This window comes from Nocardioides sp. (assembly GCF_050246775.1).
Taxonomy (GTDB): domain Bacteria; phylum Actinomycetota; class Actinomycetes; order Propionibacteriales; family Nocardioidaceae; genus Nocardioides.
On sequence record NZ_JBFWVK010000001.1, the window covers coordinates 1,537,260 to 1,561,629 of the forward strand.

30 protein-coding genes are annotated in these 24,370 nt (G+C 70.2%); 16 read left to right on the plus strand and 14 right to left on the minus strand.

Annotation, left to right across the window (positions count from 1 at the left end; all coding sequences use genetic code 11):
* Positions 1–62: 62 nt before the first annotated feature.
* Together AB7I40_RS07275 and AB7I40_RS07280 are read left to right on the plus strand one after the other, a co-directional pair.
* A complete protein-coding gene (locus tag AB7I40_RS07275; RefSeq protein ID WP_428346327.1) occupies positions 63–485 on the plus strand; it encodes a DUF3237 family protein in 423 nt (140 codons plus the stop codon).
* 76 nt (positions 486–561) lie between these two features.
* The gene (locus tag AB7I40_RS07280; RefSeq protein WP_428346328.1) at positions 562–1,689 is read left to right on the plus strand and encodes a glycosyltransferase; all 1,128 of its coding nucleotides are present in this window, start codon (positions 562–564) and stop codon (positions 1,687–1,689) included.
* A gap of 61 nt (positions 1,690–1,750) precedes the next feature.
* Here AB7I40_RS07280 and AB7I40_RS07285 read toward each other — a convergent pair whose 3' ends face one another.
* Genes AB7I40_RS07285 through AB7I40_RS07300 form a run of 4 tightly spaced genes read right to left on the minus strand, consistent with a single transcriptional unit; the run spans position 1,751 to position 4,900 of the window.
* Positions 1,751–2,749, minus strand: a complete 999-nt coding sequence (locus AB7I40_RS07285; RefSeq protein ID WP_428346329.1) for a hypothetical protein — start codon at positions 2,747–2,749, stop codon at positions 1,751–1,753.
* A 26-nt stretch (positions 2,750–2,775) separates the two neighbouring features.
* Entirely contained in the window at positions 2,776–3,078 is a 303-nt protein-coding gene (locus tag AB7I40_RS07290; RefSeq protein ID WP_428346330.1) for a hypothetical protein, read from the minus strand.
* Positions 3,079–3,081: 3 nt separating this feature from the next.
* On the minus strand, positions 3,082–3,837 hold the full coding sequence (locus tag AB7I40_RS07295; RefSeq protein WP_428346331.1) for a VOC family protein: 756 nt from the start codon (positions 3,835–3,837) through the stop codon (positions 3,082–3,084).
* A 58-nt stretch (positions 3,838–3,895) separates the two neighbouring features.
* Positions 3,896–4,900 carry a hypothetical protein gene (locus tag AB7I40_RS07300; RefSeq protein ID WP_428346332.1) on the minus strand — a complete coding sequence of 335 codons (1,005 nt, stop codon included), beginning with the start codon at positions 4,898–4,900 and terminating at the stop codon, positions 3,896–3,898.
* 123 nt (positions 4,901–5,023) lie between these two features.
* On the opposite strand from AB7I40_RS07300, the gene AB7I40_RS07305 reads away from it, so the two are divergent.
* Positions 5,024–5,875, plus strand: a complete 852-nt coding sequence (locus AB7I40_RS07305; RefSeq protein WP_428346333.1) for an alpha/beta fold hydrolase — start codon at positions 5,024–5,026, stop codon at positions 5,873–5,875.
* Positions 5,876–5,902: 27 nt separating this feature from the next.
* Here the strand turns inward: AB7I40_RS07305 and AB7I40_RS07310 are convergent, their stop codons facing one another.
* Both AB7I40_RS07310 and AB7I40_RS07315 read right to left on the minus strand, forming a co-directional pair.
* On the minus strand, positions 5,903–6,559 hold the full coding sequence (locus AB7I40_RS07310; protein WP_428346334.1) for a response regulator transcription factor: 657 nt from the start codon (positions 6,557–6,559) through the stop codon (positions 5,903–5,905).
* Positions 6,559–8,466 (minus strand): histidine kinase, encoded by a 1,908-nt coding sequence (locus AB7I40_RS07315; protein WP_428346335.1) that lies wholly within the window; start codon positions 8,464–8,466, stop codon positions 6,559–6,561. The genes AB7I40_RS07310 and AB7I40_RS07315 overlap by 1 nt, the downstream gene beginning before the upstream one ends.
* A 150-nt stretch (positions 8,467–8,616) precedes the next feature.
* Here AB7I40_RS07315 and AB7I40_RS07320 point away from each other — a divergent pair, with 150 nt between their 5' ends.
* The 3 genes from AB7I40_RS07320 (at position 8,617) to AB7I40_RS07330 (ending at position 10,372) form a co-directional block, all read left to right on the plus strand.
* Positions 8,617–8,970, plus strand: coding sequence for a hypothetical protein (locus tag AB7I40_RS07320; protein WP_428346336.1), 354 nt, complete (start codon positions 8,617–8,619; stop codon positions 8,968–8,970).
* Between the two features lie 90 nt (positions 8,971–9,060).
* Entirely contained in the window at positions 9,061–9,627 is a 567-nt protein-coding gene (locus AB7I40_RS07325; protein ID WP_428346337.1) for a hypothetical protein, read from the plus strand.
* 85 nt (positions 9,628–9,712) lie between these two features.
* Entirely contained in the window at positions 9,713–10,372 is a 660-nt protein-coding gene (locus AB7I40_RS07330; protein WP_428346338.1) for a Type 1 glutamine amidotransferase-like domain-containing protein, read from the plus strand.
* A gap of 19 nt (positions 10,373–10,391) precedes the next feature.
* On the opposite strand, the gene arr is transcribed toward AB7I40_RS07330, so the two are convergent.
* A complete protein-coding gene (gene arr, locus AB7I40_RS07335; RefSeq protein WP_428346339.1) occupies positions 10,392–10,802 on the minus strand; it encodes an NAD(+)--rifampin ADP-ribosyltransferase in 411 nt (136 codons plus the stop codon).
* 77 nt (positions 10,803–10,879) lie between these two features.
* On the opposite strand from arr, the gene AB7I40_RS07340 reads away from it, so the two are divergent.
* Positions 10,880–11,215 carry a cupin domain-containing protein gene (locus AB7I40_RS07340; RefSeq protein WP_428346340.1) on the plus strand — a complete coding sequence of 112 codons (336 nt, stop codon included), beginning with the start codon at positions 10,880–10,882 and terminating at the stop codon, positions 11,213–11,215.
* A 12-nt stretch (positions 11,216–11,227) separates the two neighbouring features.
* Here AB7I40_RS07340 and AB7I40_RS07345 read toward each other — a convergent pair whose 3' ends face one another.
* Positions 11,228–12,793, minus strand: coding sequence for a peptide chain release factor 3 (locus tag AB7I40_RS07345; protein ID WP_428346341.1), 1,566 nt, complete (start codon positions 12,791–12,793; stop codon positions 11,228–11,230).
* Positions 12,794–12,893: 100 nt separating this feature from the next.
* Between AB7I40_RS07345 and AB7I40_RS07350 the strand changes: the two genes are divergently transcribed.
* Together AB7I40_RS07350 and AB7I40_RS07355 are read left to right on the plus strand one after the other, a co-directional pair.
* Positions 12,894–13,301 carry a YccF domain-containing protein gene (locus AB7I40_RS07350; protein WP_428346342.1) on the plus strand — a complete coding sequence of 136 codons (408 nt, stop codon included), beginning with the start codon at positions 12,894–12,896 and terminating at the stop codon, positions 13,299–13,301.
* Positions 13,298–13,879 (plus strand): DinB family protein, encoded by a 582-nt coding sequence (locus AB7I40_RS07355; RefSeq protein WP_428346343.1) that lies wholly within the window; start codon positions 13,298–13,300, stop codon positions 13,877–13,879. Before AB7I40_RS07350 ends, AB7I40_RS07355 begins: the two co-directional genes overlap by 4 nt.
* Before the next feature lie 22 nt (positions 13,880–13,901).
* On the opposite strand, the gene AB7I40_RS07360 is transcribed toward AB7I40_RS07355, so the two are convergent.
* From AB7I40_RS07360 to AB7I40_RS07370, 3 genes are read right to left on the minus strand one after another with little or no spacing between them, the layout of a single operon-like run.
* Positions 13,902–14,645, minus strand: a complete 744-nt coding sequence (locus AB7I40_RS07360; protein WP_428346344.1) for a potassium channel family protein — start codon at positions 14,643–14,645, stop codon at positions 13,902–13,904.
* Between the two features lie 58 nt (positions 14,646–14,703).
* Complete coding sequence (locus AB7I40_RS07365) at positions 14,704–15,375, minus strand: HNH endonuclease family protein (protein WP_428346345.1); 672 nt, start codon at positions 15,373–15,375, stop codon at positions 14,704–14,706.
* Positions 15,372–15,653, minus strand: a complete 282-nt coding sequence (locus AB7I40_RS07370) for an excalibur calcium-binding domain-containing protein (protein WP_428346346.1) — start codon at positions 15,651–15,653, stop codon at positions 15,372–15,374. Before AB7I40_RS07370 ends, AB7I40_RS07365 begins: the two co-directional genes overlap by 4 nt.
* A gap of 153 nt (positions 15,654–15,806) precedes the next feature.
* On the opposite strand from AB7I40_RS07370, the gene AB7I40_RS07375 reads away from it, so the two are divergent.
* From AB7I40_RS07375 to AB7I40_RS07390, 4 genes are all read left to right on the plus strand, one after another.
* Complete coding sequence (locus AB7I40_RS07375) at positions 15,807–16,607, plus strand: chitosanase (RefSeq protein ID WP_428346347.1); 801 nt, start codon at positions 15,807–15,809, stop codon at positions 16,605–16,607.
* Between the two features lie 76 nt (positions 16,608–16,683).
* Complete coding sequence (locus tag AB7I40_RS07380; protein WP_428346348.1) at positions 16,684–19,149, plus strand: M66 family metalloprotease; 2,466 nt, start codon at positions 16,684–16,686, stop codon at positions 19,147–19,149.
* 1 nt (position 19,150) lies between these two features.
* The gene (locus AB7I40_RS07385; protein ID WP_428346349.1) at positions 19,151–19,459 is read left to right on the plus strand and encodes a hypothetical protein; all 309 of its coding nucleotides are present in this window, start codon (positions 19,151–19,153) and stop codon (positions 19,457–19,459) included.
* Positions 19,460–19,579: 120 nt separating this feature from the next.
* On the plus strand, positions 19,580–20,224 hold the full coding sequence (locus AB7I40_RS07390; RefSeq protein WP_428346350.1) for a dihydrofolate reductase family protein: 645 nt from the start codon (positions 19,580–19,582) through the stop codon (positions 20,222–20,224).
* Positions 20,225–20,244: 20 nt separating this feature from the next.
* Here the strand turns inward: AB7I40_RS07390 and AB7I40_RS07395 are convergent, their stop codons facing one another.
* From AB7I40_RS07395 to AB7I40_RS07405, 3 genes are read right to left on the minus strand one after another with little or no spacing between them, the layout of a single operon-like run.
* Positions 20,245–21,069: a MerR family transcriptional regulator gene (locus AB7I40_RS07395; RefSeq protein WP_428346351.1), complete on the minus strand. Its 825-nt coding sequence runs from the start codon at positions 21,067–21,069 to the stop codon at positions 20,245–20,247.
* Between the two features lie 4 nt (positions 21,070–21,073).
* Complete coding sequence (locus AB7I40_RS07400) at positions 21,074–21,862, minus strand: ABC transporter permease (protein WP_428346352.1); 789 nt, start codon at positions 21,860–21,862, stop codon at positions 21,074–21,076.
* The gene (locus AB7I40_RS07405) at positions 21,859–22,650 is read right to left on the minus strand and encodes an ABC transporter ATP-binding protein (RefSeq protein ID WP_428346353.1); all 792 of its coding nucleotides are present in this window, start codon (positions 22,648–22,650) and stop codon (positions 21,859–21,861) included. Before AB7I40_RS07405 ends, AB7I40_RS07400 begins: the two co-directional genes overlap by 4 nt.
* Positions 22,651–22,805: 155 nt before the next feature.
* Here AB7I40_RS07405 and trhA point away from each other — a divergent pair, with 155 nt between their 5' ends.
* The 3 genes from trhA (at position 22,806) to AB7I40_RS07420 (ending at position 24,367) form a co-directional block, all read left to right on the plus strand.
* Entirely contained in the window at positions 22,806–23,477 is a 672-nt protein-coding gene (gene trhA, locus AB7I40_RS07410) for a PAQR family membrane homeostasis protein TrhA (RefSeq protein ID WP_428346354.1), read from the plus strand.
* A 76-nt stretch (positions 23,478–23,553) separates the two neighbouring features.
* Positions 23,554–24,126: a hypothetical protein gene (locus tag AB7I40_RS07415; protein WP_428346355.1), complete on the plus strand. Its 573-nt coding sequence runs from the start codon at positions 23,554–23,556 to the stop codon at positions 24,124–24,126.
* A 37-nt stretch (positions 24,127–24,163) separates the two neighbouring features.
* Positions 24,164–24,367, plus strand: a complete 204-nt coding sequence (locus AB7I40_RS07420; RefSeq protein WP_428346356.1) for a hypothetical protein — start codon at positions 24,164–24,166, stop codon at positions 24,365–24,367.
* Positions 24,368–24,370: the final 3 nt, after the last annotated feature.

Sequence of the window (24,370 nt, forward strand, 5' to 3'; positions counted from 1 at the left end):
TGGGGTCAGCCCGGTGTAGCGTTCCAAGACGGGGTCGGTTTCGGAGACCACGAGGTTCGGACATGCAGCTGGATCATCTGTGCGACGTCGCCTGGACCTATGACCTGCTCCACGAGGTGGAGCCTTCAGCAGGCGCCGACGGTCGGATCTACGGTCAGGGCACGGCCACCTTCGAGGGTCGGTTGTCCGGATCTGCACAGTGGTCGAACTTCCCACGGATCCGGGACCGCTTCGCACGTCCCGATGCCCGCGGCGTCATCCACAGCGAAGACGGTGACGTGCTGTTCTCCCTCACCGGCCTGTCATCGCTGGCCGACGGCACCGGCGTCCACGTGATGACGTTCGAGACCGCGGCCCCCACCTACCTGTGGTTGAACGACGTCGTCGCGATCGGCGAGGGGACCATCGACGTGGACCACGCCCGCCTCGCGATGCGCTACTACGAATGCCGAGTCGAGCTCCCTCTCGGGCCCGTGCTGTCGTGAAGGGTGCTGCCGACCGCTGAGGATCGCCGGTGGCGGAGGTTGTCTGGTCGGCGGCGTGCGTGTCACATTGTTGATCGTGGCCCGAGTGCTGTTCACCTCGTGCCCGGCCTACGGGCACGCGCTGCCGATGCTGCCCCTGATCCGGGCGGCCGAGCGCGCCGGTCACGACGTGCGCGTCGCCACCGGCCCCGACCTGATCAACACGCTGGCCGCTCGAGGCCTGGACGTCCATGCCGTGGGGCCGAGCTGGGAATCCGCATGGTCGGCGCACGAGGCGGTGTGGGCGAACCAGAGCATCACGGAGGAACAGCGGATGATGGAGGGAGTCATCACGCTGTTCGGCACACCCGCGCTCCAACGCCTCGACGACCTCGTCGCCATGGCGTCGCAGTGGCGCCCCGACGTCGTCGTCCATGAGGTCCTGGAGCAGGCCGGATCCATGGTGGCCCGTAGGCTCGCGATCCCGGGCGTCGTCCACGGCATCGGACCGATGTTCCCGCTCTACGCTCCGCTCATCAGGGCCGCCGGGGCAGCCATCGGCGAGCCCGAGCTGTGGGAGCAGCTCTCGACCGAGCAGGCACTGGACCTCTGCCCACCCTCGTTGCAGCCCGACGCGCCCCCACCGTGGCCCGAGGCCGCCGCGGTGCGACCGAGCGCCGGCGAACCCCAACCGTTGCCACCCGATCTGGCCGACGTCCTCGCCTCGGCCGAGCGCGTTGCCTACTTCACCCTCGGCACCGTCAAGAACGCCGACACCTCCGACTTCACCACCGGGCTGCGCGCCCTCGCGGGGTACGACGGTGTGGTGGTCGCCACCACAGGACGGCCGCTCGACCTCGACGAGCTCGGGCCCCTGCCTGCGAACGCCGTGGTGGCCGAGTTCGTGCCCCAGGCGTCGCTGCTCGAGCGAGCCGACCTGCTGGTCTCGCACTGCGGATCGGGAACCATGCTCGGCGGCCTCGTGCACGGCGTACCGCAGGTCGCCCTGCCGCGCGGGACCGACCAGCCGGACAACGCCGCGCTCCTGGTCCGTGCGGGCGCCGGGATGCTCGTGGCTCCGGAGGACTACGCGGTGGAGTCCATCGAAGCCGCCGTCGCGACGGTCACAGGCGACCCGACGTTCCGGTCTGCGGCCGAGCGGGTCCGCGACGAGATCGCCACGATGCCCGACGCCGACACGGCGTGGGCCGGACTGCAGTTCTGACCCCGTCACCCACGCGCCTGGAACCGCCCGAGATCGGCGGCAGGTCGGCTGATGCCTGGCGTCAGTAGTCGGTTGCCCCCGACCCCGTCGGGAAGAGGACCAGCTTGTGTGGACTGGGCCGGATCGTGCGCAGGACTCGACATGATCGTTGCTCGACGGCGAGTCGGCACTGCACCAGACGCACCCGACGCGGTCCGAAGGCGCTGCCGTCGAAGGAGATGCCGTAGGCGGTGTCCTCGTCCGTCCACCCGCCCAGGATGAACGTGCGACCCTGCAGGTCCGCCGGCAGCCGGCGTCCGCCGTCGACCTCGAAGACCTGGGTGCGGCCGTCGACCGGCATGAGGACAACGGAGCCGTCCGGGGAGACGTGGCCCCGTTGGGTCGAGTCGTAGGGGTCCTTCGGAACGACCAGCCTGCCGCGGCGTACCAGGGCTGACAGCAACTGCCCACCGCCGACGTCGCGGCGAGCGAAGAAGTACAGGTCGCCGTGCTCGGTTCGCTTCATTGTCTTCGGGTCCCAGGACATCACGCCCGCGGTGGTCCGGACGAAGAGGTCGTCGCCGGCGAAGCCGAGGACCTGGGGCTGCGCATCCTCGTAGAGGTCCGCCAGATCGTCATCCGCGTCGCCCATGCCGGCCCCGTCGTGGACGACGATCTCGCCGGACTCCAGGTCGACGATGGCGGTCGACCACGGAAAGCCGTCGGAGGTGTCGAGGAACCCCAGGTAGCGGCCGTCCTCGGAGGCGCGTAGCTCTTCGGCACGAAGCGACGTCGGACGGGGCACCCCCCCGTCCGTGACCCGGACGACGTCCGAGCGACCCTGGACGAGGTAGATCCGGCCGTTCGCCTCGACCATGGCCCGCACCGGCTTGCGGGCCCGGATCGTCCGGTTCTCGACGTGGATGGTGTCACCCTCTGCCCAGAGCACGGCGTCCGTGGCCAGCGGCCCGACACCGGTGGGAAGGCCCGTGGCGCCCGGGTCTTCGCTGTCCGAGGGTGACTGACAGGCAGTCAGCGAGAGGCCGAGGGCGAGCACTGAGCACACAAGCGTCCGCCTCATCTGAGAAGAATAGGTGGTCGCTCGCCTTACGCGCCGTTCGTGACTCCGTTGAGCAGGAGCCAGAACACCAGCACCCCGGCGAATGCCGCCAGCAGCCCCCACCCGGCTCCGGTGAGTGCACGACGTCCGGGAGGCGCCCCTGCCCGGGCGAGCGCCGGGAGGGTGACGGTGAGGCCGGCACCGATCCCCGCCATGGCGACCAACTGGGCGGGAAGTATCCAGTTCTCTGTCCCCTGGCCATCGAGCAGGGAGGCCGCGAGCGGCAGGCTCAGCATGCCGGCGACCAGCAGCACCAGCGCGCCCAGCACGCGCTGCCCGGCGGAACCCATGACTCAGAACCTAGCCGGAGGCAGGGCCTTCCAGACAGACCCTTCGACACCACCGCGGAGGTCCTGCACCGGTGCCACGCGGAACTCGTTGCCCTCGGGGTCGGCGAGCTCGGTGCTGCCGTCCCGCTCGGTCAGTCGCGTCGCGCCGAGCGCCATCAGCCGCGCCACCTCGCGTGGGGGATCGGCCGCCTCCAGGTCGAAGCGCCTGCGGTTCCTGTTCTGCTTGGGCGCCACGGGCGGACCGCCCCACGAGAGCTTGGTGCCGCCTGCGGGCGACTGGATCGCGGTCTCCCCGTCGCGGTCCCACACCAGGGGCCAGCCGAGGGCGTCGCGCCAGAACAGGCCCACCTCCCGGTTCCCGTCGCAGGAGACCTCGCCGAGCCGGCCGCAGCCGGCAAGGAAGTTGTTGGCCGCCTCGATGACGCAGAACTCGTTCCCCGCCGGGTCGCCCAGGACGATGTGCTCCTCCTCGGGGAGTTGGCCCACGTCGAGGTGTCGACCCCCCAGGCTCAGGGCCGTCGCCACAGTCCGCTGCTGGTCTTCCAGGCTCGTGCTGGTCACGTGGAGGTGCAGCCGCCTGCCGCCGGAGTCCCCAGTGGGAGCCGCGACGAACCGCAGCCCCACCTGGGAGTCGTACGCGGGCAGGAGGGCACCGTTGGCCTCGCCGACGACCTGCCGGTCAAGCAGCCTGCCCCAGAAGGATGCCAAGCCTTCCGGGTCGGCTGCGTCGAAGGTCACCGCCACCAGTGTCGAGGACATCCCCGCACGCTAGCCCCGAGCCAGCACTGGTGCACCGCAATTCCCGGTGTGCCTCGAGTCACGCGGGCTGGCGAGGAGAGGGTCGGAGGGTTCCGTCGAGGTGGCCAGCCCGCCATGCGGCCACGAGGCTGAGTAGCACGACGCCGGCGAGCAACGCACTGTTGTGGCCGTACTTCTCGAACTGGCTGACATCGCCGATCGGGGTGGTCCAGAAGGCGAAGCAACCCGCCGCCACGACGGCACCGCTGGCCAGGGCCAGGACGTGCCGCTGGCTCCAGGCCTCCCGGTGCGACCACCGCCACACGACGACCCCTGCGCCAAGCGCGGTCAGTGCGACCAGCGCCGTCCCGATCCGGGTGGGCGGGATCGCCACCCAACCGATCATGGCGACGAAGGCCACCCCCCACACCAGCAGGGGCCGGGGGACCGAACCCACGACGACCGACGCCCGCCGACGCCCGACCCGCAGCGCTGCGACGACCAACCCCACCACCACAAGTGCCGAGGCGATCAGCTGGCCCAGGGTCGCCGAGGCCTCGCCGGTGTCGTAGGCGTCCTTGAGCACCAGCGCGGAGGCTGCGCCGTACAGGACGACAAGCGTCCAGAGGACCACCGGGCCGAGCCACGGGTCGCGTCGGCGGACCGGGGTCAGGGATTCCACGAGCGCGATCGGTGAGCCGATGCTGAGGATCACGTGGCCACCGACGAAGGACAGCGCCAGGTAGAGGCTCAGCCCGATCGGGGCCAGGTACGTCGGGACCGACATCTCCTCCCAGTAGGGAATGTCGCGGTAGCCGGTGCTCCACATCGACTGGTCGACGATGGCCGCCTGGACGACGCCGAACGCGGCCGCGAGCAGCAGGATGCCGGGCCACCCCAGTCCGCGGCGCCGGGCCAGCTCACGGATGAGCAGCGCGGGAGCGCCGTACAGGGGCGAGAAGATGATCAGGTTGCCGACCAGCGTCCCCGGGTGCCCGGTGCTGTCGTCATAGCCCCAGAGGTACTCCGCGCACACCGGCGCGAGGACGAAGAGTGCGAGGGCGGGTAGCCAGGCGGTGCGCATGCCCACACGCTAGGTGCGCCACAGCGACGGCGGGACCGGCTGAGGTCTCGAGCGCACCCGACTTAAGTCGGCCGGGCCTGCGCACCTTGACCCCGGTCCTGGGCCCACCCCTAGGGTGCGAGCATGGCTATGCAGCGATCCACCTTCACCTCGCCTGTCGACGACCTCGAGCTGGCCTCCTACGCGTGGGACGTCGCCGATCCCCGCGGCGTGGTGCAGGTCGCCCACGGCCTCGCGGAGCACTCCGCTCGCTACGACCGGTTCGCGCGTGCGCTCAACGACGCCGGCTACGCCGTCCGAGCCTGCGACCACCGTGGGCACGGCGCCTCGATCGCCGGCATCCCCGGCGACTTCGGTGCCCCCGGTTTCGAGGGGTTGATCGCCGACCTGGCGGCGTACGGCGCGAGCCTGCGCGGCGACCTGCCGGTGTTCCTCTTCGCCCACTCCATGGGTTCGTTCGCCGCCCAGTCGGTGATCCTCACCCACTCCGATCAGTACGCCGGGGTCGTCCTGTCGGGCAGCACGGCCCTGGATCTGTTGGCGGCCGGCCTGGCGGCGGCTGAGGGGCCGGTCGGGCTCGAGGCGTTCAACGCCGGCTTCGAGCACCGCACCGGCTACGAGTGGCTCTCGCGCGACGAGGCCGAGGTCGACCTCTATGTGGCCGACCCGCTGTGCGGGTTCGACCTCCCGGAGGCGACCGTGCCAGCGCTCTTCGGCGCCGCCGGCACCCTCGCCGACCCCACCGCGTTGGCCGGCATCCGGTCCGACCTGCCGCTGCTGCTCGCGTCTGGGTCCGACGACCCGCTGGCCGGTGGCGGACAGCTCGTGGAGGTCCTCGCTCAGCGCTACCGCGACGCCGGGATGGTCGACGTGACCCTCAGGCTGTACGACGGGGCCCGCCACGAGATCCTCAACGAGACCAACCGAGACGAGGTCACCGCCGACGTCGTGTCCTGGCTGGACGCGCACCTGTAAAGCAGGACCCTTCAGGCTCGTCGGGAGTCAGCGCCCGCTGCTGGTCCGCCCGGACTCCAGGTAGGTGACGACCGCGCGCACCCGACGGTGCGTCGCCCCGTCGTCGAGCAGGCCGAGCTTGCCGAAGATCGAGCGCATGTGGGTCTCCACCGTGCGTTCGGAGAGCACCAGGATCGCGCCGATCGCGGTGTTCGAGTGGCCCTGGGCCACCAGTTCGAGGACCTGCGTCTCGCGTTCGGTCAGACCTCCCAGTGCCGGCGCTTGCCGCGAGTGGACCAGGGCCTGGACCACCTCGGGATCCAGGGCGACGCCGCCGGCGGCGACCCGGTGCAGAGCGTCGTCGAACTGGTCCAGGTGCAACACACGGTCCTTGAGCAGATAGCCGAACCCAGCGGTGCCGATCAGCTCCATGCAGTGCCGCAGCTCGATGTGCTGGGAGAGGAGCAGGACACCGATGGCCGGATCGCTGGCGCGGATGCTCACGGCAGCGCGGGCACCGTCGGACTCCTGCTCCGGCGGCATCCGGACGTCCACGACCGCGAGCTGAGGACGCGTCTCGGCGACGGCTGTCAGCAGGGCCGGCGTATCGCCGACCGCAGCCACGACGTCGTGGCCCAGGTCGCCCAACAGGCGGGTCAGGCCCTCGCGGAACAGCACCGAGTCCTCGGCGACCACGATTCGCATCAGAGCACCGCCCGGATCGTCGTACCGGTGCCGGCCGCGCTCACGACCACCAGCTCGCCCTGGAGCGACAGGACGCGGTCCCGCAGCCCGGTCAGCCCGAGCGGCGCGACGCCGCCCACTCCGTCGTCGCGGACCTCGACGACCAGTCGGCCGTCGAGGACCTGCGCGCAGACCTCGATGCAGGCAGCATGGGCGTGCTTGAGCGCGTTGGCCACCCCCTCCGAGGCGACGAAGTACGCCGTGAGCGAGCGCAGGTCGTCAAGCTCGGGCAGCTCGGCGACCCTGACCTGCACCGGCACCGGTCCGTCGGTGCGCAGCGAGGCGAGCGCGGCCCCCAGACCGTCGTCGAGCCGGGAGGGCCGGATGCCGTGCGCGAGGCGGCGCAGCTCCACCACGGTCGACTCCAGCTCATCGACCGCAGCGTCGACCTCGGCCGACGCCTCCACACCGAGGCCACGTTGGATCGAGCGCAGCCGCATGCCGGTCGCCACCAGGCGCGGCTGGACCCCGTCGTGCAGGTCGCGCTCCAGTCGCTTGCGTTCGGCGACAGAGGCCTCCGCGAGCCGGGCGCGGCCGGCCTCGGCCTCAGCGAGCGCCTCGCGCAGCTCCAGCCGCAGCCGGCTGACCTCGATCGGCACCCAGCCGGCACGCGCCAGGTCGGCGAGGCGTCGGCGAGCACGGGCCGACTCGTGTCCGAGAGTTATCCGGGCGATGACGGTGCCGTGCGCCCGTACGGCGAGGCCGGCCGGCGAGTCCACGACCGTGCCCCGGAGGTCGACCCATGAGCCGTCCGGCCTGGCCAGGACGAGACGAAGACCCGGGTCGCGCTGGGCGGCACGAAGCACGGCCTCGACGTCCTCCGGCTCGCGTTCCCCGGTCTGCACCTCGCGAGCGAACCGCTCGACCTCTCCGAGGGCCACGAAGCGGTCGTGATCCACCAGCCGAGCCGTCGCCGTGGCCAGGTGGCGCTGCAACGGCAACAGGGTCAGCGCCGTCACGAAGGCAGCCGCAGGGGGTGCCAGAGCGGTGTTCTCGTCGAGCAGGCGGCCGACGCCGAACACGACCGCGGCGTACACCGCCGCCGATCCGGTCAGCGTCAGGACCCACGCCGTCGTGGTGCCCAGCAACCTGTCGACGTCGAAGAGGTCGTGCCGCACGATGGCGATGCCGACCGAGGCGGGAAGCAGGACCACGACGCCGACGAGGAACGGCGTGAACGCGACCGGCACCGTGGCGCCCAGGCTCAGCGCCGCCCAACCCAGGACCAACGACGCCACCGTCACGAAGCCCGTCAGCATCAGCCAGCGGATCTGCTCGCGCGTCTTCTGACCGCCGCGGCGGTAGCGGAGGACCACACAGGCCATGGCCAGGACCAGCGAGCCCCCGATGACCACCAGGCCGACCAGTCCCGCGACTGCAGCCCCAGCTCCCTGCGGTCCGCCGACCACCCGGCCGTCGACCTGGCGAGCATCCCAGCTGCAGGCGATCATCAACGCTGTGCCGCCGGCGTAGACGGCCGGGACGACCGCCCAGCGTCGAGCGAGCAGGGCTCCGTCGGGAAAGACCAGCAGCAGGCACAAGACGCCGGCCATGTTGACCGGCCACATCCCGACCCACAACGGTCGAGCGAGGTCCGCGAGCGGGTACGGCGACCCGCCGTACGCGGACCGAGCCAGCACCTCGACGGCCATGACACACGCCACCGCGGCGCTGCTCCATGCCAGTGCCGGCCCGACGGCCGAGCGCGGATCGCGGATCGCGATCAGCCACCCGGTGGCCACCGCGACCAGGGCGGCCACGCAGATGATGGTGGCTGGCCCGTCCCCGTCCACAACCGCGAGCAGCACCGCGGCGACGGTCAGGCCGGTCGCGGCGGTCGTCAACAACCGGCTGGTCAGCGGAGCCACGGCGCCATCGTCTCGCAGAACCACGCGCAGCGGACCAGTGCTGGCACGTAGGTGTGATCCGCGGTCGCCCCACGTGCTCGCGCCGATGCGTGGGAGCCGACCGCCCGGCGACGCTGGGCAGGTCACCCCACGTCCGACCAGGAGCCTCGCATGACCCTCATCTTCACCATCGTCGCCGCGTTCCCGATCGGCCTCCTGATTAAGAGCCGGCAGGCAGCACTGCTCGGCTTCCTGATCGCCGGCTCGTTCCTGTTCACCCTGCAGAGCCTGAACCTGTTGCTGACCTGGATGTCGGGCGGCAGCGGCCTGGGCGGCAGCTCCGGATTCGGCGACACCCCGACGGGCCCGTTCCCCGTCGACTTCTCCCAGGGCGAGGTGATGGCCTACGGCATCGTCAACGCGATCATCTTCGTGGCCGGCATCGGCCTGGTGCTGCTGGGCGCCCGGGTCCGCGCCCGGCGTACGGCGACGGGTCGGCCCGACCAGGTGGTCGACGTGCACTGAGCGCCGCGCGGAGCCAACCTCTGATCGGTCCCTGGCGTCTCTACTGGTAGCGCCGGAACTGCCGGACGCAGCACCACAAGGGGGATCACTGTGCACCGCAGCCGCACCTTCACCGCACTCGCCACGATCGCAATGACGCTCGGCGCCGGGCTGGCGACGTCCGCTGCCGCCGACGCGGCACCCGGGTACGTCGGACAGGTCGACGCAGCGGGCGGACTCGCCGCCCACTACGTGCCTGCGGCGGCCGCTCCGCGCTACGGCGGCTACGGCGACGGCACCCGGCTCACCCTCGTGTGCAAGGTCCGCAGTGTGTCGATCGGCGGCAACGACCTGTGGTACCTCGTGCACGGCAGCAAGCGCCGGTGGGTCAGTGCCCGCTACGTCGACAACGTCGGTCCGGCTCCTCGCTTCTGCGGCGACGGCCGCAACTCGACGGCACGCGTGACGGCCGCGCGGCTCAACCGCCGCGAAGCCCCGACGCTGCGCGCAGCCACGGACGGCGTCCTCGCCCGTGGTGCCCGGGTCTCGGTCGTCTGCTGGGTCGACGGGCTCGGCCAGGCCGCGGGCGACACCAGGTGGTACCAGCTTGCGAGCGGTTCATGGGTCTCGGCCGACCACATCGGTGCGACCAAGCGACGGGTCGAGCTCTGCGCCTGAGCAACCTGAATCACCCGGAGCGATGAGTACGGCGAACTTGGCCGGTCTACCCGTCGTACTCGATCCACACATCCCGGGAGGGACCTTGAAGCTTCTGCTCACGTCCGGGGGCGTCACCAACACCAGCATCCGTGATGCTCTGGTCGACCTGCTGGGCAGGCCGATCGCCGACTGCGATGCCCTGTGCATCCCGACCGCCCAGTGGGGCCACCCCATGTGTGGGCCGGTCTCGGTGCGTGGCTTCGTGAGTGGCCTCCCGCCGTCGGGTGGGCTCACGTCCCTGGGATGGAAGTCGCTGGGCGTCCTCGAGCTCAGCGCGCTGCCCAGCATCGGCGCGGAGCGCTGGGTGCCGTGGGTCCGCGACGCCGATGTGCTGCTCGTCGACGGTGGCGACGCGACGTACCTGTGTCACTGGCTGCGGGAGTCCGGGCTGGCGGACCTGTTGCCGTCGCTGACCGAGACGGTGTGGGTGGGGGTGAGCGCCGGCAGCATGGTGATGACCCCACGGATCGGGACCGAGTTCGTGGAGTGGGCCGCAGCACCGGACGACCACACGTTGGGGGTCGTCGACTTCTCCATCTTCCCGCACCTGGGCGTCTTCGCGGACAACACGATGGCCGCGGCCGAGCGATGGGCTGTCGAGATCGGAGGACCGGCGTACGTGATCGACGACGAGACCGCCATCAAGGTCGCTGACGGTCAGGTCGAGGTCATCTCCGAAGGGGAGTGGAAGCTGCTCGCCTGAGCCAGGCTCAGGGCGGCGATCAGTTGATGATCTCGCCGCCTTCCTCCTCGCGGATCGCCGCCAACCGGTCGCGCCAGCCCTGGAGCGCCTCGGGGCTGAGCCGGGTCCAGTCGTGCACCTCGCCGACGACCCTGAGCGGTTCACGACTCCGGTAGGACCGGGTCGGGTTCCCGGGGAACTTCTTGTCGGTCACGTTCGGGTCGTCCTCGAAGGCTCCGGTCGGCTCCACGGAATACACGCGTGGAGCTCCCTCGCCCGCAGCGAGCTCGGCGGCGAGCCCGGCGCCGTCGCGCAGCGCGGTGAAGTAGATGTGGTTCATCACGACCTCGGGCCGGTAGTTCGACCGGAAACCCGCGGTCAGCAGCTCGCCCACCCGCAGTTCGGCCTTCGTGCCGTGGAAGAACGGCCCCTCGTCCCCGACGTCACTCACCACGCCAGCCTAAGGGCACAGCGGTGCTGGACCGCACGTGCGGCGGAGCAGTCGAGCGGCGCAATACGATCAGCACCATGAGGATCCTCGAGGGCGCCGGCACCTATGTGGCCACCACCAGCAACCACTGGGAAGAGCATCTCGAGGTGCCCGATCTCAGTTGTGGCACCTACTCGCTGCCCGCCGGCGGAACAGATCCCCAGTCACCCCACACCGAGGACGAGATCTACCTCGTCACCCACGGGCGGGCCACCCTGTGGACCCCCAGCGGGAGTGCACCGATGGGCCCGGGCGACGTCGCCTTCGTCCCGGCCGGCGAGGAGCACCGCTTCATCGACATCGTCGAGGACTTCGCGGTCGTGGTCGTCTTCGGTCCGGCCGAGTACTCACGTGCCGAGAGCGACACCGACTAACCGAGCCTCGCGTCAGCCGCCACCGGCGGGCAGGGCCTCCAGCATGACGTCGGGGTTGTCCCGGGCGGTCACCATGGCGCGCCACGGGTCCACGAAGAGCGCCAACCTGGTGCCGTCGCTGCGCTCAAGGACCTCGACTCCCCGCATCCCCGACAGCGCCACAGCGCCCGCCGCGTCGGTGCGCCGGGCAACCTGGTAGTCGAGCCGGGAGAACCGGATCGGGGCGTTGAACTCGTTGGTCATCCGGTCCTCGACCACCTCGAACTGCATCGGACCGACCGCCGCCAGCACGGGGCTCTGGTCGCCGCGCAGGTCCGAGCGCAGCACCTGCACCACGCCCTCCTGGTCGAGTTGCTCGATGCCTCGGCGGAACTGCTTGTAGCGGCCGATGTCACCGGCGGTCGCGGTCACGAAGTGTTCAGGGGCGAAGCTGGGCACCGGTGGGTACTCGATGGGATCCCCGACGTACACGGTGTCGCCGACGCGGAGGCTCTGGGCGTTGACGAAGCCGATGATGTCGCCCGGTTCGGCGCTCTCGACCGAGGTCGTGTCCCGACCGAAGACGGCCTGGGCGAACTTCGTCGCGAACGGCCGCCCGGTGGTGGCGTGGGTGACGACCATGCCGCGCTCGAACGTGCCGGACACGACCCGGGCGTAGGCCAGCCGATCGCGGTGCGCGTTGTTCATCCCAGACTGCACCTTGAAGACGAACGCGCTGAAGTCGTCGGCGACCTCACGCACCGAGCCATCGACCCCCGCGGTGGCGCTGGGGTCCGGGGCCAGGTCGAGCAGGAGGTCCAGCAGCTGGGCGACGCCGAAGTTCTGCAGCGCAGAGGCGAACATGACCGGTGTGGTCTCGCCGGCGAGGAAGCGGCCCTGGTCATGGTCGGCCTCGTCGAGGGCGAGCAGCTCATGCTCCTCGACCGCCGCCGCCCACAGCTGCGCGTCGGCCTCCTCGACCTCGTCCGAACCCAACCGGCGCTCAGGCGCTCGGGTGGCGCCGCCGGCGGTGCGGGTGTACTTCACGAACTCACCCGTACGGCGGTCCAGGACCCCGCGGAAGTCACCCGCCTCGCCGACCGGCCAGGTCAGGGGTGTGGGCCGAAGGTTGATCTTCTCCTGGATGAGGTCCATCAGTGCGAGGGCCGACAGCCCGGGACGATCCCATTTGTTGATCACCGTGATCACCGGGATGCCGCGCAGGGCACAGACCTTGAACAGCTTCAGGGTCTGCGGCTCCAGTCCCTTGCCGGCATCGACCAGCATCACCGCGGAGTCGACCGCCGACAGGACGCGGTAGGTGTCCTCGGAGAAGTCGCTGTGCCCGGGGGTGTCGACGAGGTTGATCACGTGGTCGCGGTAGACGAACTGCAAGGCGGCCGAGGTGATCGAGATGCCGCGCGCCTTCTCCATCGCCATCCAGTCCGACACCGTGGCGCGCCGGTCACCCTTGCCGTGGACGGCTCCTGCCTCGCTGATCACCCGCGCGTGTAGGGCGAGCGCTTCGGTCAGGGTGGACTTGCCCGCGTCGGGATGGCTGATGACGGCGAAGGTACGGCGGGGGCGAGTGTCAGGCACCGCGCGAATCTACCGGCCAGAGCGCCGAAACACCGCTTCACCGACGCGTGGGCAGCTCGACCCGCCTTGACACGGAGCCAGATTCTGCTGAGGTGGTCTCGTGCGGACGATCGGCAACATCCTCTGGTTGGTGCTCGCTGGATTCTGGCTCGCGATCGGCTACGTCATCGCCGGCCTGCTGGCGTTCATCCTCATCATCACGATCCCCTTCGGCATCGCCTCCTTCCGATTGGCGAGCTTCGTCCTGTGGCCCTTCGGGCGGACGACGATCTGGCGCCGCGATGCTGGCGTCTGGTCGATACTCGGCAACGTGGTGTGGATCATCTTCTTCGGCTGGGAACTGGCCCTGATCCACCTGTTCGCCGGTGCGCTGCTGATGATCACCGTCATCGGGATCCCGTTCGGTGTCGCCTGCTGGAAGATGATCCCCCTGTCGTTGATGCCCCTGGGCCGCGAGATCGTGCCGATCTCCAGCGTGGCGCGTGACCCCTACGGCGTCCCGACATGAGCGAGGACGCTGCGAAGGGCCCGGCGGGATCGGAGTCCGGCCTGAGCGACGACGACTTCTCCCCCGTCTGGGCCGATGACGACCGCCCACGCATCCCTCGCGTGGCCGACGAGCGCGAGGCATTGGCGGCGTACCTGGACTACTACCGGGCGACCGTGGAGCTGAAGTGCCGCGACGTCACCGACGAGCAGGCCCGCTCGCGACCCATGCCGCCGTCCACGATGTCACTGCACGGCCTGGTCCGACACCTCGCCGGAGTCGAGCGGTGGTGGTTCCAGCAGAACTTCGAGCGACGCGACGTGCCGTTCCTGTTCTTCACCGCGGACAACCCCGACCTCGACTTCGACCCGCCCTCGGAGGCCGACTTCGCAGCCGACCTGGAGACCTGGCGCACGGAGTGTGCGAAGTCCCGCGAGATCGTCGCCGCCCACGACCTCGACGACACCGCGCGGCCACTGGACTGGGACGAGGACGTCGATCTGCGCTGGCTGGTGCTGCGGATGATTGCCGAGTACGCACAGCACTGCGGCCATCTCGACCTGCTGCGCGAGGGGATCGATGGGCGCACGGGCGCCTGAGTCCGGGCGCGTTCGGCTGCTCCTAGTCGGCCTGCGACGGCGTCACCAGCTGCGCGCGCAGCTGGGCGATCTCGCTGGCGAGCGCACGTACGTCACGCTGCGTAGCTGCGGAGGATTCTTCCTCGACCTCGGCGACCCGCTCGATCAGCCAGGACGCGAACGAGGCGGTGACGACACCGAGCAGGGCAATGCCGGCGACCATCAGTCCTCCGGCAATGAATCTGCCCTCGGTTGTCACCGGGAAGTGATCTCCGTAGCCGACGGTGGTGACCGTCGTCAGCGCCCACCACAGCGCATCACCCGGCGTCTGGATGTTCGCGCCGTCAGCTCCGCGCTCAGCGTCGAGCATCGCCAGTGAGGCCACGCCGAGGACGAGAGTGGTCGCCCCGACGACGTACACGGCGACACGTCCGCGGAAGGATCCGCCCGCGTGACGATTGAGCACCCCGAGCACCGTGACCAGGCGAAGCAGCCGCAGCGGGCGCAGCATGGGCAAAGCCACCGCAGCGAGATCCAGCAGATTCCCGAAGACGAACGCACGGCGATCTCGGGAGAGCACCAGGCGGACGACGTAGTCGACGACGAACAGCGCCCACGACACCGTCACCACCAATCCGAAGACAGGTTTGTCGCCTTGCGACGGGTCGAGTATCGGCCAGGCGTAGGCGACCAGGAAGGCCAGCGCAGCCACGGTCAACGGAGCGTCGGTGGCGCGCTCCCACCGCGTACGGCGATGCTCGGTGCCGGTCTCAGAGTCAGTGGTCACGCTGGAGACCGTAGCGGCGAGAGAGACCACCACTGGGGCGCGCCGCGCGTTCGAGTCGTCAGCCGCGCCGGCCGACCTTCGCAGTCCGGACCGTGATGGTGAGGTTGGCGCAGGCCCGCGCCATCGCGGTGAGCTTGGCCTTCTCGGTCTTGTCGACGCTCAGGTGCCAGCGGATCTTGACCGCCACCCACTGACGCACGTAGGTGCACCGGGCGAGCTCCGGCATCCATTCCGCCGGGTCCTGGTCACCCTTGGAGCGGTTGGAGGAGGCGCTCACGGCCACGAGGGTGCGCCGGTCACCGAGGTCGTTGGCATAGCGGTCCCGCGTGTCGGCGGTCCACCGCCTGCCGCCGGAGTCCCACACCTCAGCCAGCGGCACCAGGTGGTCGATGTCGAAGGTGGTGGACTCCCGGGTGACCACCCCGTCGTAGTAGGAGCGCCACTTGCCTCGTTGGATGTCGCAGCCGCGGACGGCCACCAGCGACTCGGCGGCCAGGACCTCGTCGCGGGTGTCACGGCAGTCGCCGTCCGCGTCGAACCAGTCCGCGAACTTGTCGCGGTCGTAGCCCTTGCGGTGTTCGGTCGCGACGGGCAGGTTCCGTACGGCGGCCCGCACCGTGACGGACACGGTGTGAGGCGCCCGCGCCTGGGCCGACGGGATGATGGCACCCACGCCGGCAAGCGCCAGCACCCCGACGAGGGCGAACCGGGCCACGCTGGGCGGGGTCACGCCTTTTCGCAGGCGATCTTGTCCCCATCGCGGTCAAGGCCCTTGTTGTGGTTCATCGCTGCCTTGTAGAGCCGGTTGGACTTCTTGAAGTTCCGCACCGGCGTCCCCGACGTGGAGTCGTGGGCGTTCACGCGGCCCACACCGTGGGGGTAGTGCTTGTTCACCGACGTGCAGTTCGTCCACACCCCAGCGGCCTGAGCGGGCGGCGCGACGAGCGTGAGACCGGTGACAGCGAGCACGAGTCCGGCGGCGAGTCCAGCGGTTCGTTCCTTGTTCATTTGGTCCCCCTTCGTGTCCCTTTGCCCGATTTGGGGGGACGGCGTGAGGCTACGTGCCCCCACCACCTGCGCGTGCCGAAACTGGTTGATTGCAACCATCTGTTTGCGGTCTTCCGCCTGAGCCACCTGTCGGGCGCGCGTAGGGTCGGGCGCATGGAACCGCTCCGACGTCGAACGGCCGTCGCGGGGGTGCTGCTGGCGCCGTACGCGCTCGTCGCCGGCCCGGCCGACGCGGCGGCTAGGCATGGACTGCGGCGTCCCTCGCGCAAGGAGATCGCCATGCAGCTGGTCTCGAGCGCCGAGAACTCCTCGCTCGACTGGCGCGCGCAGTACACCTACCTGCAGGACATCGGCGACGGGCGCGGCTACACCGGCGGCATCATCGGCTTCTGCTCGGGCACCGGCGACATGCTGGCAGTCGTCCGCGACTACACGCGCCGCCAGCCGAGCAACCCGCTACGCCGATTCCTACCCGCCCTTCGCGAAGTGAACGGCACCGCTTCGCACGCCGGCCTCGGTCGCCCGTTCGTCCGCGCCTGGCACGACGCGGCGCACGACCGCGCGTTCCGCCGCGCCCAGGACCACGAGCGCGACCGCGGCTACTTCAACCCAGCGGTCACCAGGGGCATGCGCGACGGGCTGCGCACCCTCGGCCAGTTCGTCTACTACGACGCCCTGGTCATGCACGGGCTCGGTGGTGACCCGCAATCGTTCGGCGGGATTCGCCGAGCCGCGAGACGGGTGGCCGCCACCCCGGCCGACGGCGGAGCCGAGACGGCCTACCTGAGGGCCTTCTTCGCCGCCCGGCGTCGGGTGATGCGCCTGGAGGCAGCACACGAGGACACCTCGCGCATCGACACCTGCCAGGCCCGCTTCCTGCGTGAACGCAACTTCGACCTCGCCCCGCCGCTCACGTGGCACGTCTACGGAGACCGTTTCCACATCGGTCGCTGACGCGCCCACGTATCAATCGCCCCCGCCGCCCGCTCCGTGTGGGCAATCAAGCTCGGTACGACGCAGGGGTGATGGCATGGACCTCCGAATCAGTTCCTTCGACTTCCCGCCCGCGAAGGGAGCGCCCCAGAGCGCCACCCAGGTGGTCACCTTCCCGCGCGCGGTCCGCGAGGTCGCTGTGGGCATCCTGGGCTACGCGACGTCGTACGTCGGCGAGGACCACCACCTGGGTCGGCTGCAGGTGGAGCTGGCCGCCGACATCGACACCACGGACCCGACCAAGGTGGAGGTCACCGGCGACTTCCAGCTGCGTGACTACAGCGGCACCCTCGACGACTCGTTCACCGGCAACGTGCAGTGGGCGCTCGTCGCAGACCTGGTCCCGGCCGTGCCACCGGCGCCCGGCCAGCCCCGCCCCGACCTGCTCATCGTCGATGCCGAGCTGACCCAGGCGGTCCAGCACTTCCGCAGCGCGACCCATCTCGCGCCGCCCCACGTGTTCCCGGACAACTCGATCCGCCTGGTCGCCGACAAGCCGACCGTCGTACGCCTCTATGTCGACCACGATGCCGCATCGGGCCTGCCGCCGATCAGCACGCTCACCGGCCAGCTCACCGTCACCTCAGGGACGAGCACCACCGTCGTGCTCCCGATGGAGACCATCGCACCGCGTCGCGACGTGGCGATCCTGCGCGGCGAACGCCGCCACACCCTCAACTTCCTCATCCCCGAGAACCTGTGTCGCGGCACGATCTCGATCAACGCCCAGGTCCGCAACGCGGCCGATGCGACGGCGTTCTCACCGCCCTTCCAACGCGACCTCGCCTTCGACGTGATCCCGACCGTCGACATCCAGGCGGTGGGCATCAACTACACCGGTCCCGACACACGACCGGGGGCCACCCCTGCCGACCTGGCGGCGCCCACCTTGGGCGACTTCGTCCTGACCCTGGCGCTCACCGAGAACCTCTACCCCACCCCTCAGGTCCAGGTCGTCTCCTACCAGACCATGGACTACGACGAGGAGATCACCTCCGACATCGGCCAGGGCTGCGACAAGTTCTCCGACCTGCTCGACGCGGTCAGCGAGCTCGGTGCCGACGACGGGTCGATCGTGTACGGCCTCTACAACGTCGGTGTCGACAACGGCACCGTCGGGGGGTGCGGTGGCGGTGGCGCGGGAGTCGGCAAGATCGCGCGCACGACGACCGCCGCCCACGAGATCGGACACGCGCTCGGCCGCCAGCACGCCCCCTGCGACAACGTGACCCGCTGTGCGAGTCCGGACAACCAGGACGGCAGCTATCCGGACTACTCGGGGTTCGACTCCGACAGCATCGGTGAATACGGCTTCGACGCCACCGTCTCCCTCGGCGCCGTCAAGCCGCCCTCGACCTGGCACGACATGATGGGCTACTCCCCGAACAAGTGGATCAGTCCGTACACCTACAAGGCCCTCCTCAGTGCGATCCCGGCGCGCAGCGCGTCCACCGACCTGCAGGTGGCCGCCGACCGGGGCGCGGCGCGCCGCGAGGACCACGGCGAGTGGGAGCCCATCCGCACCCCGCACCTGTTCCTGCGGGTCGACCGGTCCGGCGACGGCGACCTGTTCGTGGATGACTGCTTCACCTTCCCCACCTTCCCGCGCCCACGCGGGCACCGGCCGACGGACCTCACCGCCGAACTGCGCACCAAGGACGGCCGCGTCCTGGTCTGCGAGCGCCTCTACGCCGCCGACACGTGCGGGCCCTGCAGCCCCGGTGGGGGTTGTGCGGGAGGCTGCCCGGGCTGCGTCGGAGGTTGCGGGCGCCGCGGACCCGTGCGGATCCGGCAGGCCGTCGCGTTCCCCGACGATGCCCATGAGCTGGTCCTGCTCGAGCGCCGAAGGGTGGTGCACCGCCAGGACATCGGCCAGGCGCCCGCACCCCACCTCGAGGTCGAGCTGGCGCCCGACCTGACGCAGGACCACCTCCTGCTGCGCTGGGCCCTCGGCGAGGAGTCCACGAAGGTTCGGCTGTGGGCGCTGGTCCAGTGGCAGGACCGCTACGGCGTCTGGCGCGGTGTCGCGCCGCGCACGCGCGAACGTCAGCTGCAGGTGCCCAAGTCGCTCATCGCGGCCGGCGGGTTCGCCCGGTTGCGGGTCCTGGTGACCACCGGCCTGGCCACGGCGTCGGGTGAGTGGGAGGGCCGGGTCGCCGTGCCGGCACCGGTGCCCACCGGCATCGAGCTGACCGGCGGTGACGATCGGGTCGGTCCGCGGGTGCTGCGTGCCAGCACCGCTCTCGACGCCCGCGAACTGCGCTGGTACGCCGACGGCAGCGAGATCGCCTCCGGGCGACTCCTGGACACCCGGCTGATCCCGGCGTCCACGCGCCGGCTGTCTGCCCGCGCCATCGACCGACGCAGCGCGGTGGCGAGCTCGGTCTGGGACCTCACCTGGGAAGACACCGAGCTGACCGCGATCACCCGGTTCGACCTCCCAGTTCCGCCCGCCGACCGGTCCCACCAGCACCGCGACCACCACCACCCAGAGGAGCCCTGACATGGAAACGCGCACACTCGATCTCGCCTTCAACGCCCTGCGCGGCTCCGGTCCGCGCGCCGAGGACGGCGAGGTGATCTTCACCGGCCCGGTCGCCCAGGCAGCCGCGTTCCTGCGCGGCTTCGACGTCGCCTTCTCCGGCAACAACGACCACCACCTGGGGTCCCTGGAGGTCAGCCTGGACGCCGTGATCGACCCCTTGGCACCGCAACGGGTCACCGTGACCGCGACGTACGGGCTGCGGGACTGGTCGGGCACCTGGGACGACTCCTACGAAGGGACGATCCGGGTCAGCGTCGTCGGTGAGTGACCTGGCCCGTCCGGATCTGGGACGGTTCACACGGTGACCACCCCGACCGGGCCTTCCGATGAGTTCTGCACAGCGCGATGGTCCACCATGGCGACAGCGGCAGATCGATGAGGAGCAGCGATGACGCAGATGGTCAGGGTCCACAACTTCATGGTGTCCAGCGACGGGTACGGCGCCGGCGAGGGGCAGAGCCTGGAGCGGCCGTTCGGCCACGCCGACCCGCAGCAGTGGTTCGGGTGGGCCGGGGCCACGGCGAGCTGGCCCAACCGGACCGAGCCCGGTGGCAGCCGCGGGATCGACGACTACCTCGTGCGTGACTTCCATCGCAACATCGGTGCCGAGATCATGGGCCGCAACAAGTTCGGGCCTCAACGGGGCCCCTGGACCGACGAGGAGTGGCAGGGCTGGTGGGGGAGCGAGCCGCCGTTCCACACGCCGGTCTTCGTCATGACCCACCATGAGCGGCCCTCGTTCACACTGGCCGACACGACGTTCCACTTCGTGAGCGGCGACCCGGCAACGGTCCTGGAGCGCGCCCTGGCCGCGGCCGAGGGCAAGGACATCCGACTCGGGGGTGGAGCGAACACGGTGCGCCAGTTCCTGGACGCCGGACTCATCGACACCCTCCACGTGGCCGTCGCTCCCGTGGAGCTCGGTGGCGGGTCCCGGCTGTGGGACTCCCCCGACGACCTGCTCGACCGCTATCACCGTGACGTCGTGCCCCGGCCCGGCGGCGTGGTCCACCACCTCTTCTGGCGTCGCTGACCCCGCCCGCGACGTGATGGTCAATGCCGACGCTGGGCTGGCTGTCGGCCAGCGCCTTCCACGTCGGCGACCCGCTCCATCTTGATCAGCCCGCTCCAGCCGCGCTCCATCATCAGCTCCTGGATCCTGTCCCGGATCCGGACCATCCGTGGGCCGGCGGCCAGGACCAGGGTGTCGAGCAGGTCGGCGAAGGCGTTGTCGGGCAGGGCATCGTCCTGGCCGTCGAGCTCACCTCGAGCTGCCGCCTGCTCGGCCATCTCGACCACCAGGTCAGCGGTCTCGGCGAGCCGCGCGTCGGACTCGTCATCGCCGCTGACGAGCCCAGCCATGATGTGCAGGAAGCGCCGCATCAGGGGGTCGTCGAGCTGGGCCTGCTTCACGACCATGAACTCCTCGATGCGCTGCGGCAGCTGTGCGGCGATCAGGATCCAGGCGTCGCGCTCCATCTCCACCATCACCTCGGGCGCGCCCAGGGAGCGCATCCGGTCAAGGTATTCGGTCACCGACACCGGCAGCGCCAGGCTGTCGCCAGCAGCAAGCTGGGCGATCCTGCGCCGGTGGGCCTGGATCTGCTGGATCTCGCCGCGCAGCCGGAGGTCGATCTCGGCCACCGCCTCGGCGAAGCCCGCCTCGTCGGCGGTCAGCAGCTCCTGGACCCGGGCGAGGGGGACGCCTGCCTCCGCGAGCGTCCGGACCCGGATCAGTCGTACGACGTCGGCGGCGGCGTAGGTGCGGTAGCCCGACGAGTCGCGCTCGGGCTCGGGCAGCAGGCCGATCTGGTGATAGTGCCGTACGGCACGCGTGGTCACCCCGGAGTAGGCCGCCAGTTGGCCGATCGTCAGCACGGTCTCAGCCTGCCCGAACCCGGGAGAAGAGGCGACGTGCCCACAGGTACGACGACACGGTGATCAGGACGCACCAGCCGATCGCCCACCAGAGGTCCGAGCCCGGCGAGGTGCCCTCCAGGCAGGCCCGCAGCGTGTCGATGATCGGCGTGAAGGGTTGGTGCTCAGCGATCCACGCCAGCCCGGCCGGCATCGAGTCGGTGGGCACGAAGCCACTGGAGAGGAACGGCAGCAGCATCAGGAACATCGGCGTGTTGCTCGCGGTCTCGACACTGCCGGCAGCCAGGCCGAGGGCCAGGCAGAGCCAGGTGAGTGCGATCGCCAGCAGCACCAGGACGCCGAGGGCACCCAGCCAGCCCGCGGGACCGACGCCCGGGCGGTAGCCGAGGAGCAGGCCGAGCCCCACCACGACGAGAAGCGCGAGCGCCGTCTGAGCCAGCGCCGCCAGCACGTGCCCGCTGAGGACCGACGCCTTCGCGATCGGCATGGTGCGGAACCTGTCGATGATCCCCTCGGTCGCGTCCTTGGCGATGTAGATCGCCGTACTCAGCGCCACCGACGCCACGGTCATGATCAGGATCGCCGGCGAGATGTAGGCCAGGTAGGCCGATCGGCCGCCGCCGCCCGGCAGCCCAGCACCCATGGTGCCGCCGAACACGTAGACGAAGAGCAGCAGGAAGAGCACCGGCTGGCCGATCAGCATCAGGGTCAGGGACGGGTAGCGGCGGATGTGCTTGAGGTTGCGGCCCAGCATCGTGGCGGAGTCGCGGGCCGTGTAGGTCAGGGTCGTCATCGGATCTCCTCCAGTTGGTCGTCGCTCGAGTCGTCCTGGGCGGGAGGGGTGGCGGCGTGGCCGGTCAGTGCCAGGAAGACATCGTCCAGGGTCTCCCCGCCGGCCTGCGCCTTGAGCTCGGCCGGCGTCCCCTCGGCGACGAGCCGGCCGTCGTCGAGCAGCCCCACGGTGTGCGCGAGCTGGTCGGCCTCCTCGAGGTACTGCGTGGTGAGGAAGACGGTGACCCCGTCTGCCAGCAGGTCACGAACGATCTGCCACAGGTCGCGTCGGCTGCGCGGGTCGAGCCCGGCGGTCGGCTCGTCGAGGAAGATCAGGCGCGGGCGGCTGACCAGGGTCATGGCGAGGTCGAGGCGGCGTTTCATGCCGCCGGAGTACGTCGCAGCCTGACGATCTGCGGCGTCGGTCAGGCCGAACTGGTCCAGCAACTCGATGACGCGCCCGGCGGCCCTCACCCGCGGCAGGTGCGCCAGGTCGGCCATCAGCCGGAGGTTCTCCCGGCCGGTGAGCAACTCGTCGATGGCCGAGAACTGTCCGGTGACCCCGATCGAGCGGCGTACCCCGTCCGGCTCCCGGCGGACGTCGAAGCCGGCGACCCGGACCTCCCCCGCGTCGGCGCTGATGAGGGTCGAGAGGATGCGGACCATGGTGGTCTTCCCGGCGCCGTTGGGGCCCAGCAGGGCGTAGACGGTGCCGGCGGGCACGGTGAGGTCGACGCCGCGGAGCACGGCGTTCTCGCCGTACGACTTGGTGACGCCGGCGACCTCGATGGCAGCGGTGATGGTGGTCATGACACCAGCGTCCGGATTGACGCTACGTCAAGGTCAAGCCCCCGATCCGGTCTCGTCCCTGCGGACCGCTGCTATCGTCGAGGAGGAGCCCGCGCGTGCGGCGCTCAGTGGCCCCGGACCCCGGCGACGAAATCAGAGCGCAAGGGGCGAGCCAGATGACCATCGCACATCCGCCCATCAGGGTGTCCGAGGCTGCTCCACACCTCCGTGGCTGGCTACACACCGCGGCCGCTCCCCTCGCCCTGGCCGCCGGCGTCGTGCTCATCGCGCTCTCCCCCAGCCCGGCATCACGCATCGGCTCGACCGTCTTCGCGCTCGCGGCCCTCATCAACTTCACCGCATCCGCCACCCTGCACCGGGGCAACTGGGCGCCGCGGGTCGCGCTGATCCTGCGGCGCATCGACCATGCCAGCATCTTCGTGCTGATCGCGGGCAGCTACACCCCCTTCGCCCTCATCATGCTGAGTGGGCAGCCACGCGTCGCCCTGCTCGCCGTCGCCTGGTCCGGCGCAGCACTCGGAATCCTCTCGAGGCTCTTCTGGATCGACGCCCCCCGGTGGATCTACACCGCGACGTACCTCGCCCTGGGGTGGGCGGCCGTCTTCTTCGTCAAGGACTTCATCTCCTACCCGGGCGCCAACGTCGTCCCGTTCCTGATCCTCCTGGGCGGCGCCCTGTACACGATGGGCGCGATCGTCTACGGCACCCGGCGACCCAACCCGATCCCCCGCTGGTTCGGGTTCCACGAGGTCTTCCACCTGCTTGCCCTCACCGCCTTCGCCACCCACTACGTCGGCGTGTCCATCGCCACCTACTCCCTGCGCTGAGCGAGGCGCCGGTGGTGGCTCCTGATCTCATTCCGGGTCTATCGTGGAACCGGTCGAGGCGAGAAGGACAGCGGCCATGGCAGATCGTGAAGCGGGACTGACCCCTCGCGAACAGGCGTTGCGCGAGGATCTCGGCCGCGAGTACTACGCCCTCGTCGGCGCCGTGTCCGACTTCGACGGCCGCCTCATGATCGTCAAGGGCTGGTCGGTGACGCTCTCACTGGCAGCCCTGGGGCTCGGCTTCCAGACCCAGCACTACGCCCTCTTCGGGCTCGGTGCGCTGACCGCCCTCGGGTTCTGGTTCCTCGACCTGCTCCTGAAGTCCTTCCAGGTGCGCTACTACCCCCGCATGCGCGACATCGAGTACGTCGCCTCGCAGCTCAACTCGACCACCGTGCCAGGGATCGGCCAGGTGTCCTCCCCACGGATCGACATGTACTGGTCCTACGACGGTGGCCCACCGGCCCAGGACTGGCGCGGAGAGGAACCTGAGCGCCTGGACTCCCGGATGGTGCACCGCCTGGTCCGGGTCAAGCCGTGGTTCATGCCGCAGGTGCTCCTGCCGCACTGGGTGGCGATCGTGGTGGGGACTGGCTTGTTCGTGGCTGGCGCGGTCGACGTACCGTGGCTCGCGCACCTCGGCCCGTAGGGTCGAGGCACCCGCACCGTCGAACAAGGAGCACCACATGCGCAGACTCGTCGGGATCGTCGTGATCCTCTGGCTGCTGGTCGGAGCGCTGGCCGCGTTCCAGCGTGACTACTTCACCGACAACCGCGAGGTGAGCTGCAAGAACGTGGGCGACACCGCCCTCACCGTCGTCGCCGGCCCGCTGAACTACCTCGGGGTCAACCCGAAGGTGAAGTGCAAGGTGCCCCAGCCCTCCGAGTAGCGC

Excerpts from the sequence above, each read along its gene's own strand:
- AB7I40_RS07275 (WP_428346327.1), top strand. The coding sequence starts at position 63 with ATGCAGCTGGATCATCTGTGCGACGTCGCCTGGACCTATGACCTGCTC.
- AB7I40_RS07285 (WP_428346329.1), bottom strand. The coding sequence starts at position 2,749 with ATGAGGCGGACGCTTGTGTGCTCAGTGCTCGCCCTCGGCCTCTCGCTG.
- AB7I40_RS07290 (WP_428346330.1), bottom strand. The coding sequence starts at position 3,078 with ATGGGTTCCGCCGGGCAGCGCGTGCTGGGCGCGCTGGTGCTGCTGGTC.
- AB7I40_RS07295 (WP_428346331.1), bottom strand. The coding sequence starts at position 3,837 with ATGTCCTCGACACTGGTGGCGGTGACCTTCGACGCAGCCGACCCGGAA.
- AB7I40_RS07300 (WP_428346332.1), bottom strand. The coding sequence starts at position 4,900 with ATGCGCACCGCCTGGCTACCCGCCCTCGCACTCTTCGTCCTCGCGCCG.
- AB7I40_RS07305 (WP_428346333.1), top strand. The coding sequence starts at position 5,024 with ATGGCTATGCAGCGATCCACCTTCACCTCGCCTGTCGACGACCTCGAG.
- AB7I40_RS07310 (WP_428346334.1), bottom strand. The coding sequence starts at position 6,559 with ATGCGAATCGTGGTCGCCGAGGACTCGGTGCTGTTCCGCGAGGGCCTG.
- AB7I40_RS07320 (WP_428346336.1), top strand. The coding sequence starts at position 8,617 with ATGACCCTCATCTTCACCATCGTCGCCGCGTTCCCGATCGGCCTCCTG.
- AB7I40_RS07340 (WP_428346340.1), top strand. The coding sequence starts at position 10,880 with ATGAGGATCCTCGAGGGCGCCGGCACCTATGTGGCCACCACCAGCAAC.
- AB7I40_RS07355 (WP_428346343.1), top strand. The coding sequence starts at position 13,298 with ATGAGCGAGGACGCTGCGAAGGGCCCGGCGGGATCGGAGTCCGGCCTG.
- AB7I40_RS07370 (WP_428346346.1), bottom strand. The coding sequence starts at position 15,653 with ATGAACAAGGAACGAACCGCTGGACTCGCCGCCGGACTCGTGCTCGCT.
- AB7I40_RS07375 (WP_428346347.1), top strand. The coding sequence starts at position 15,807 with ATGGAACCGCTCCGACGTCGAACGGCCGTCGCGGGGGTGCTGCTGGCG.
- AB7I40_RS07380 (WP_428346348.1), top strand. The coding sequence starts at position 16,684 with ATGGACCTCCGAATCAGTTCCTTCGACTTCCCGCCCGCGAAGGGAGCG.
- AB7I40_RS07385 (WP_428346349.1), top strand. The coding sequence starts at position 19,151 with ATGGAAACGCGCACACTCGATCTCGCCTTCAACGCCCTGCGCGGCTCC.
- AB7I40_RS07390 (WP_428346350.1), top strand. The coding sequence starts at position 19,580 with ATGACGCAGATGGTCAGGGTCCACAACTTCATGGTGTCCAGCGACGGG.
- AB7I40_RS07400 (WP_428346352.1), bottom strand. The coding sequence starts at position 21,862 with ATGACGACCCTGACCTACACGGCCCGCGACTCCGCCACGATGCTGGGC.
- AB7I40_RS07405 (WP_428346353.1), bottom strand. The coding sequence starts at position 22,650 with ATGACCACCATCACCGCTGCCATCGAGGTCGCCGGCGTCACCAAGTCG.
- trhA (WP_428346354.1), top strand. The coding sequence starts at position 22,806 with ATGACCATCGCACATCCGCCCATCAGGGTGTCCGAGGCTGCTCCACAC.
- AB7I40_RS07415 (WP_428346355.1), top strand. The coding sequence starts at position 23,554 with ATGGCAGATCGTGAAGCGGGACTGACCCCTCGCGAACAGGCGTTGCGC.
- AB7I40_RS07420 (WP_428346356.1), top strand. The coding sequence starts at position 24,164 with ATGCGCAGACTCGTCGGGATCGTCGTGATCCTCTGGCTGCTGGTCGGA.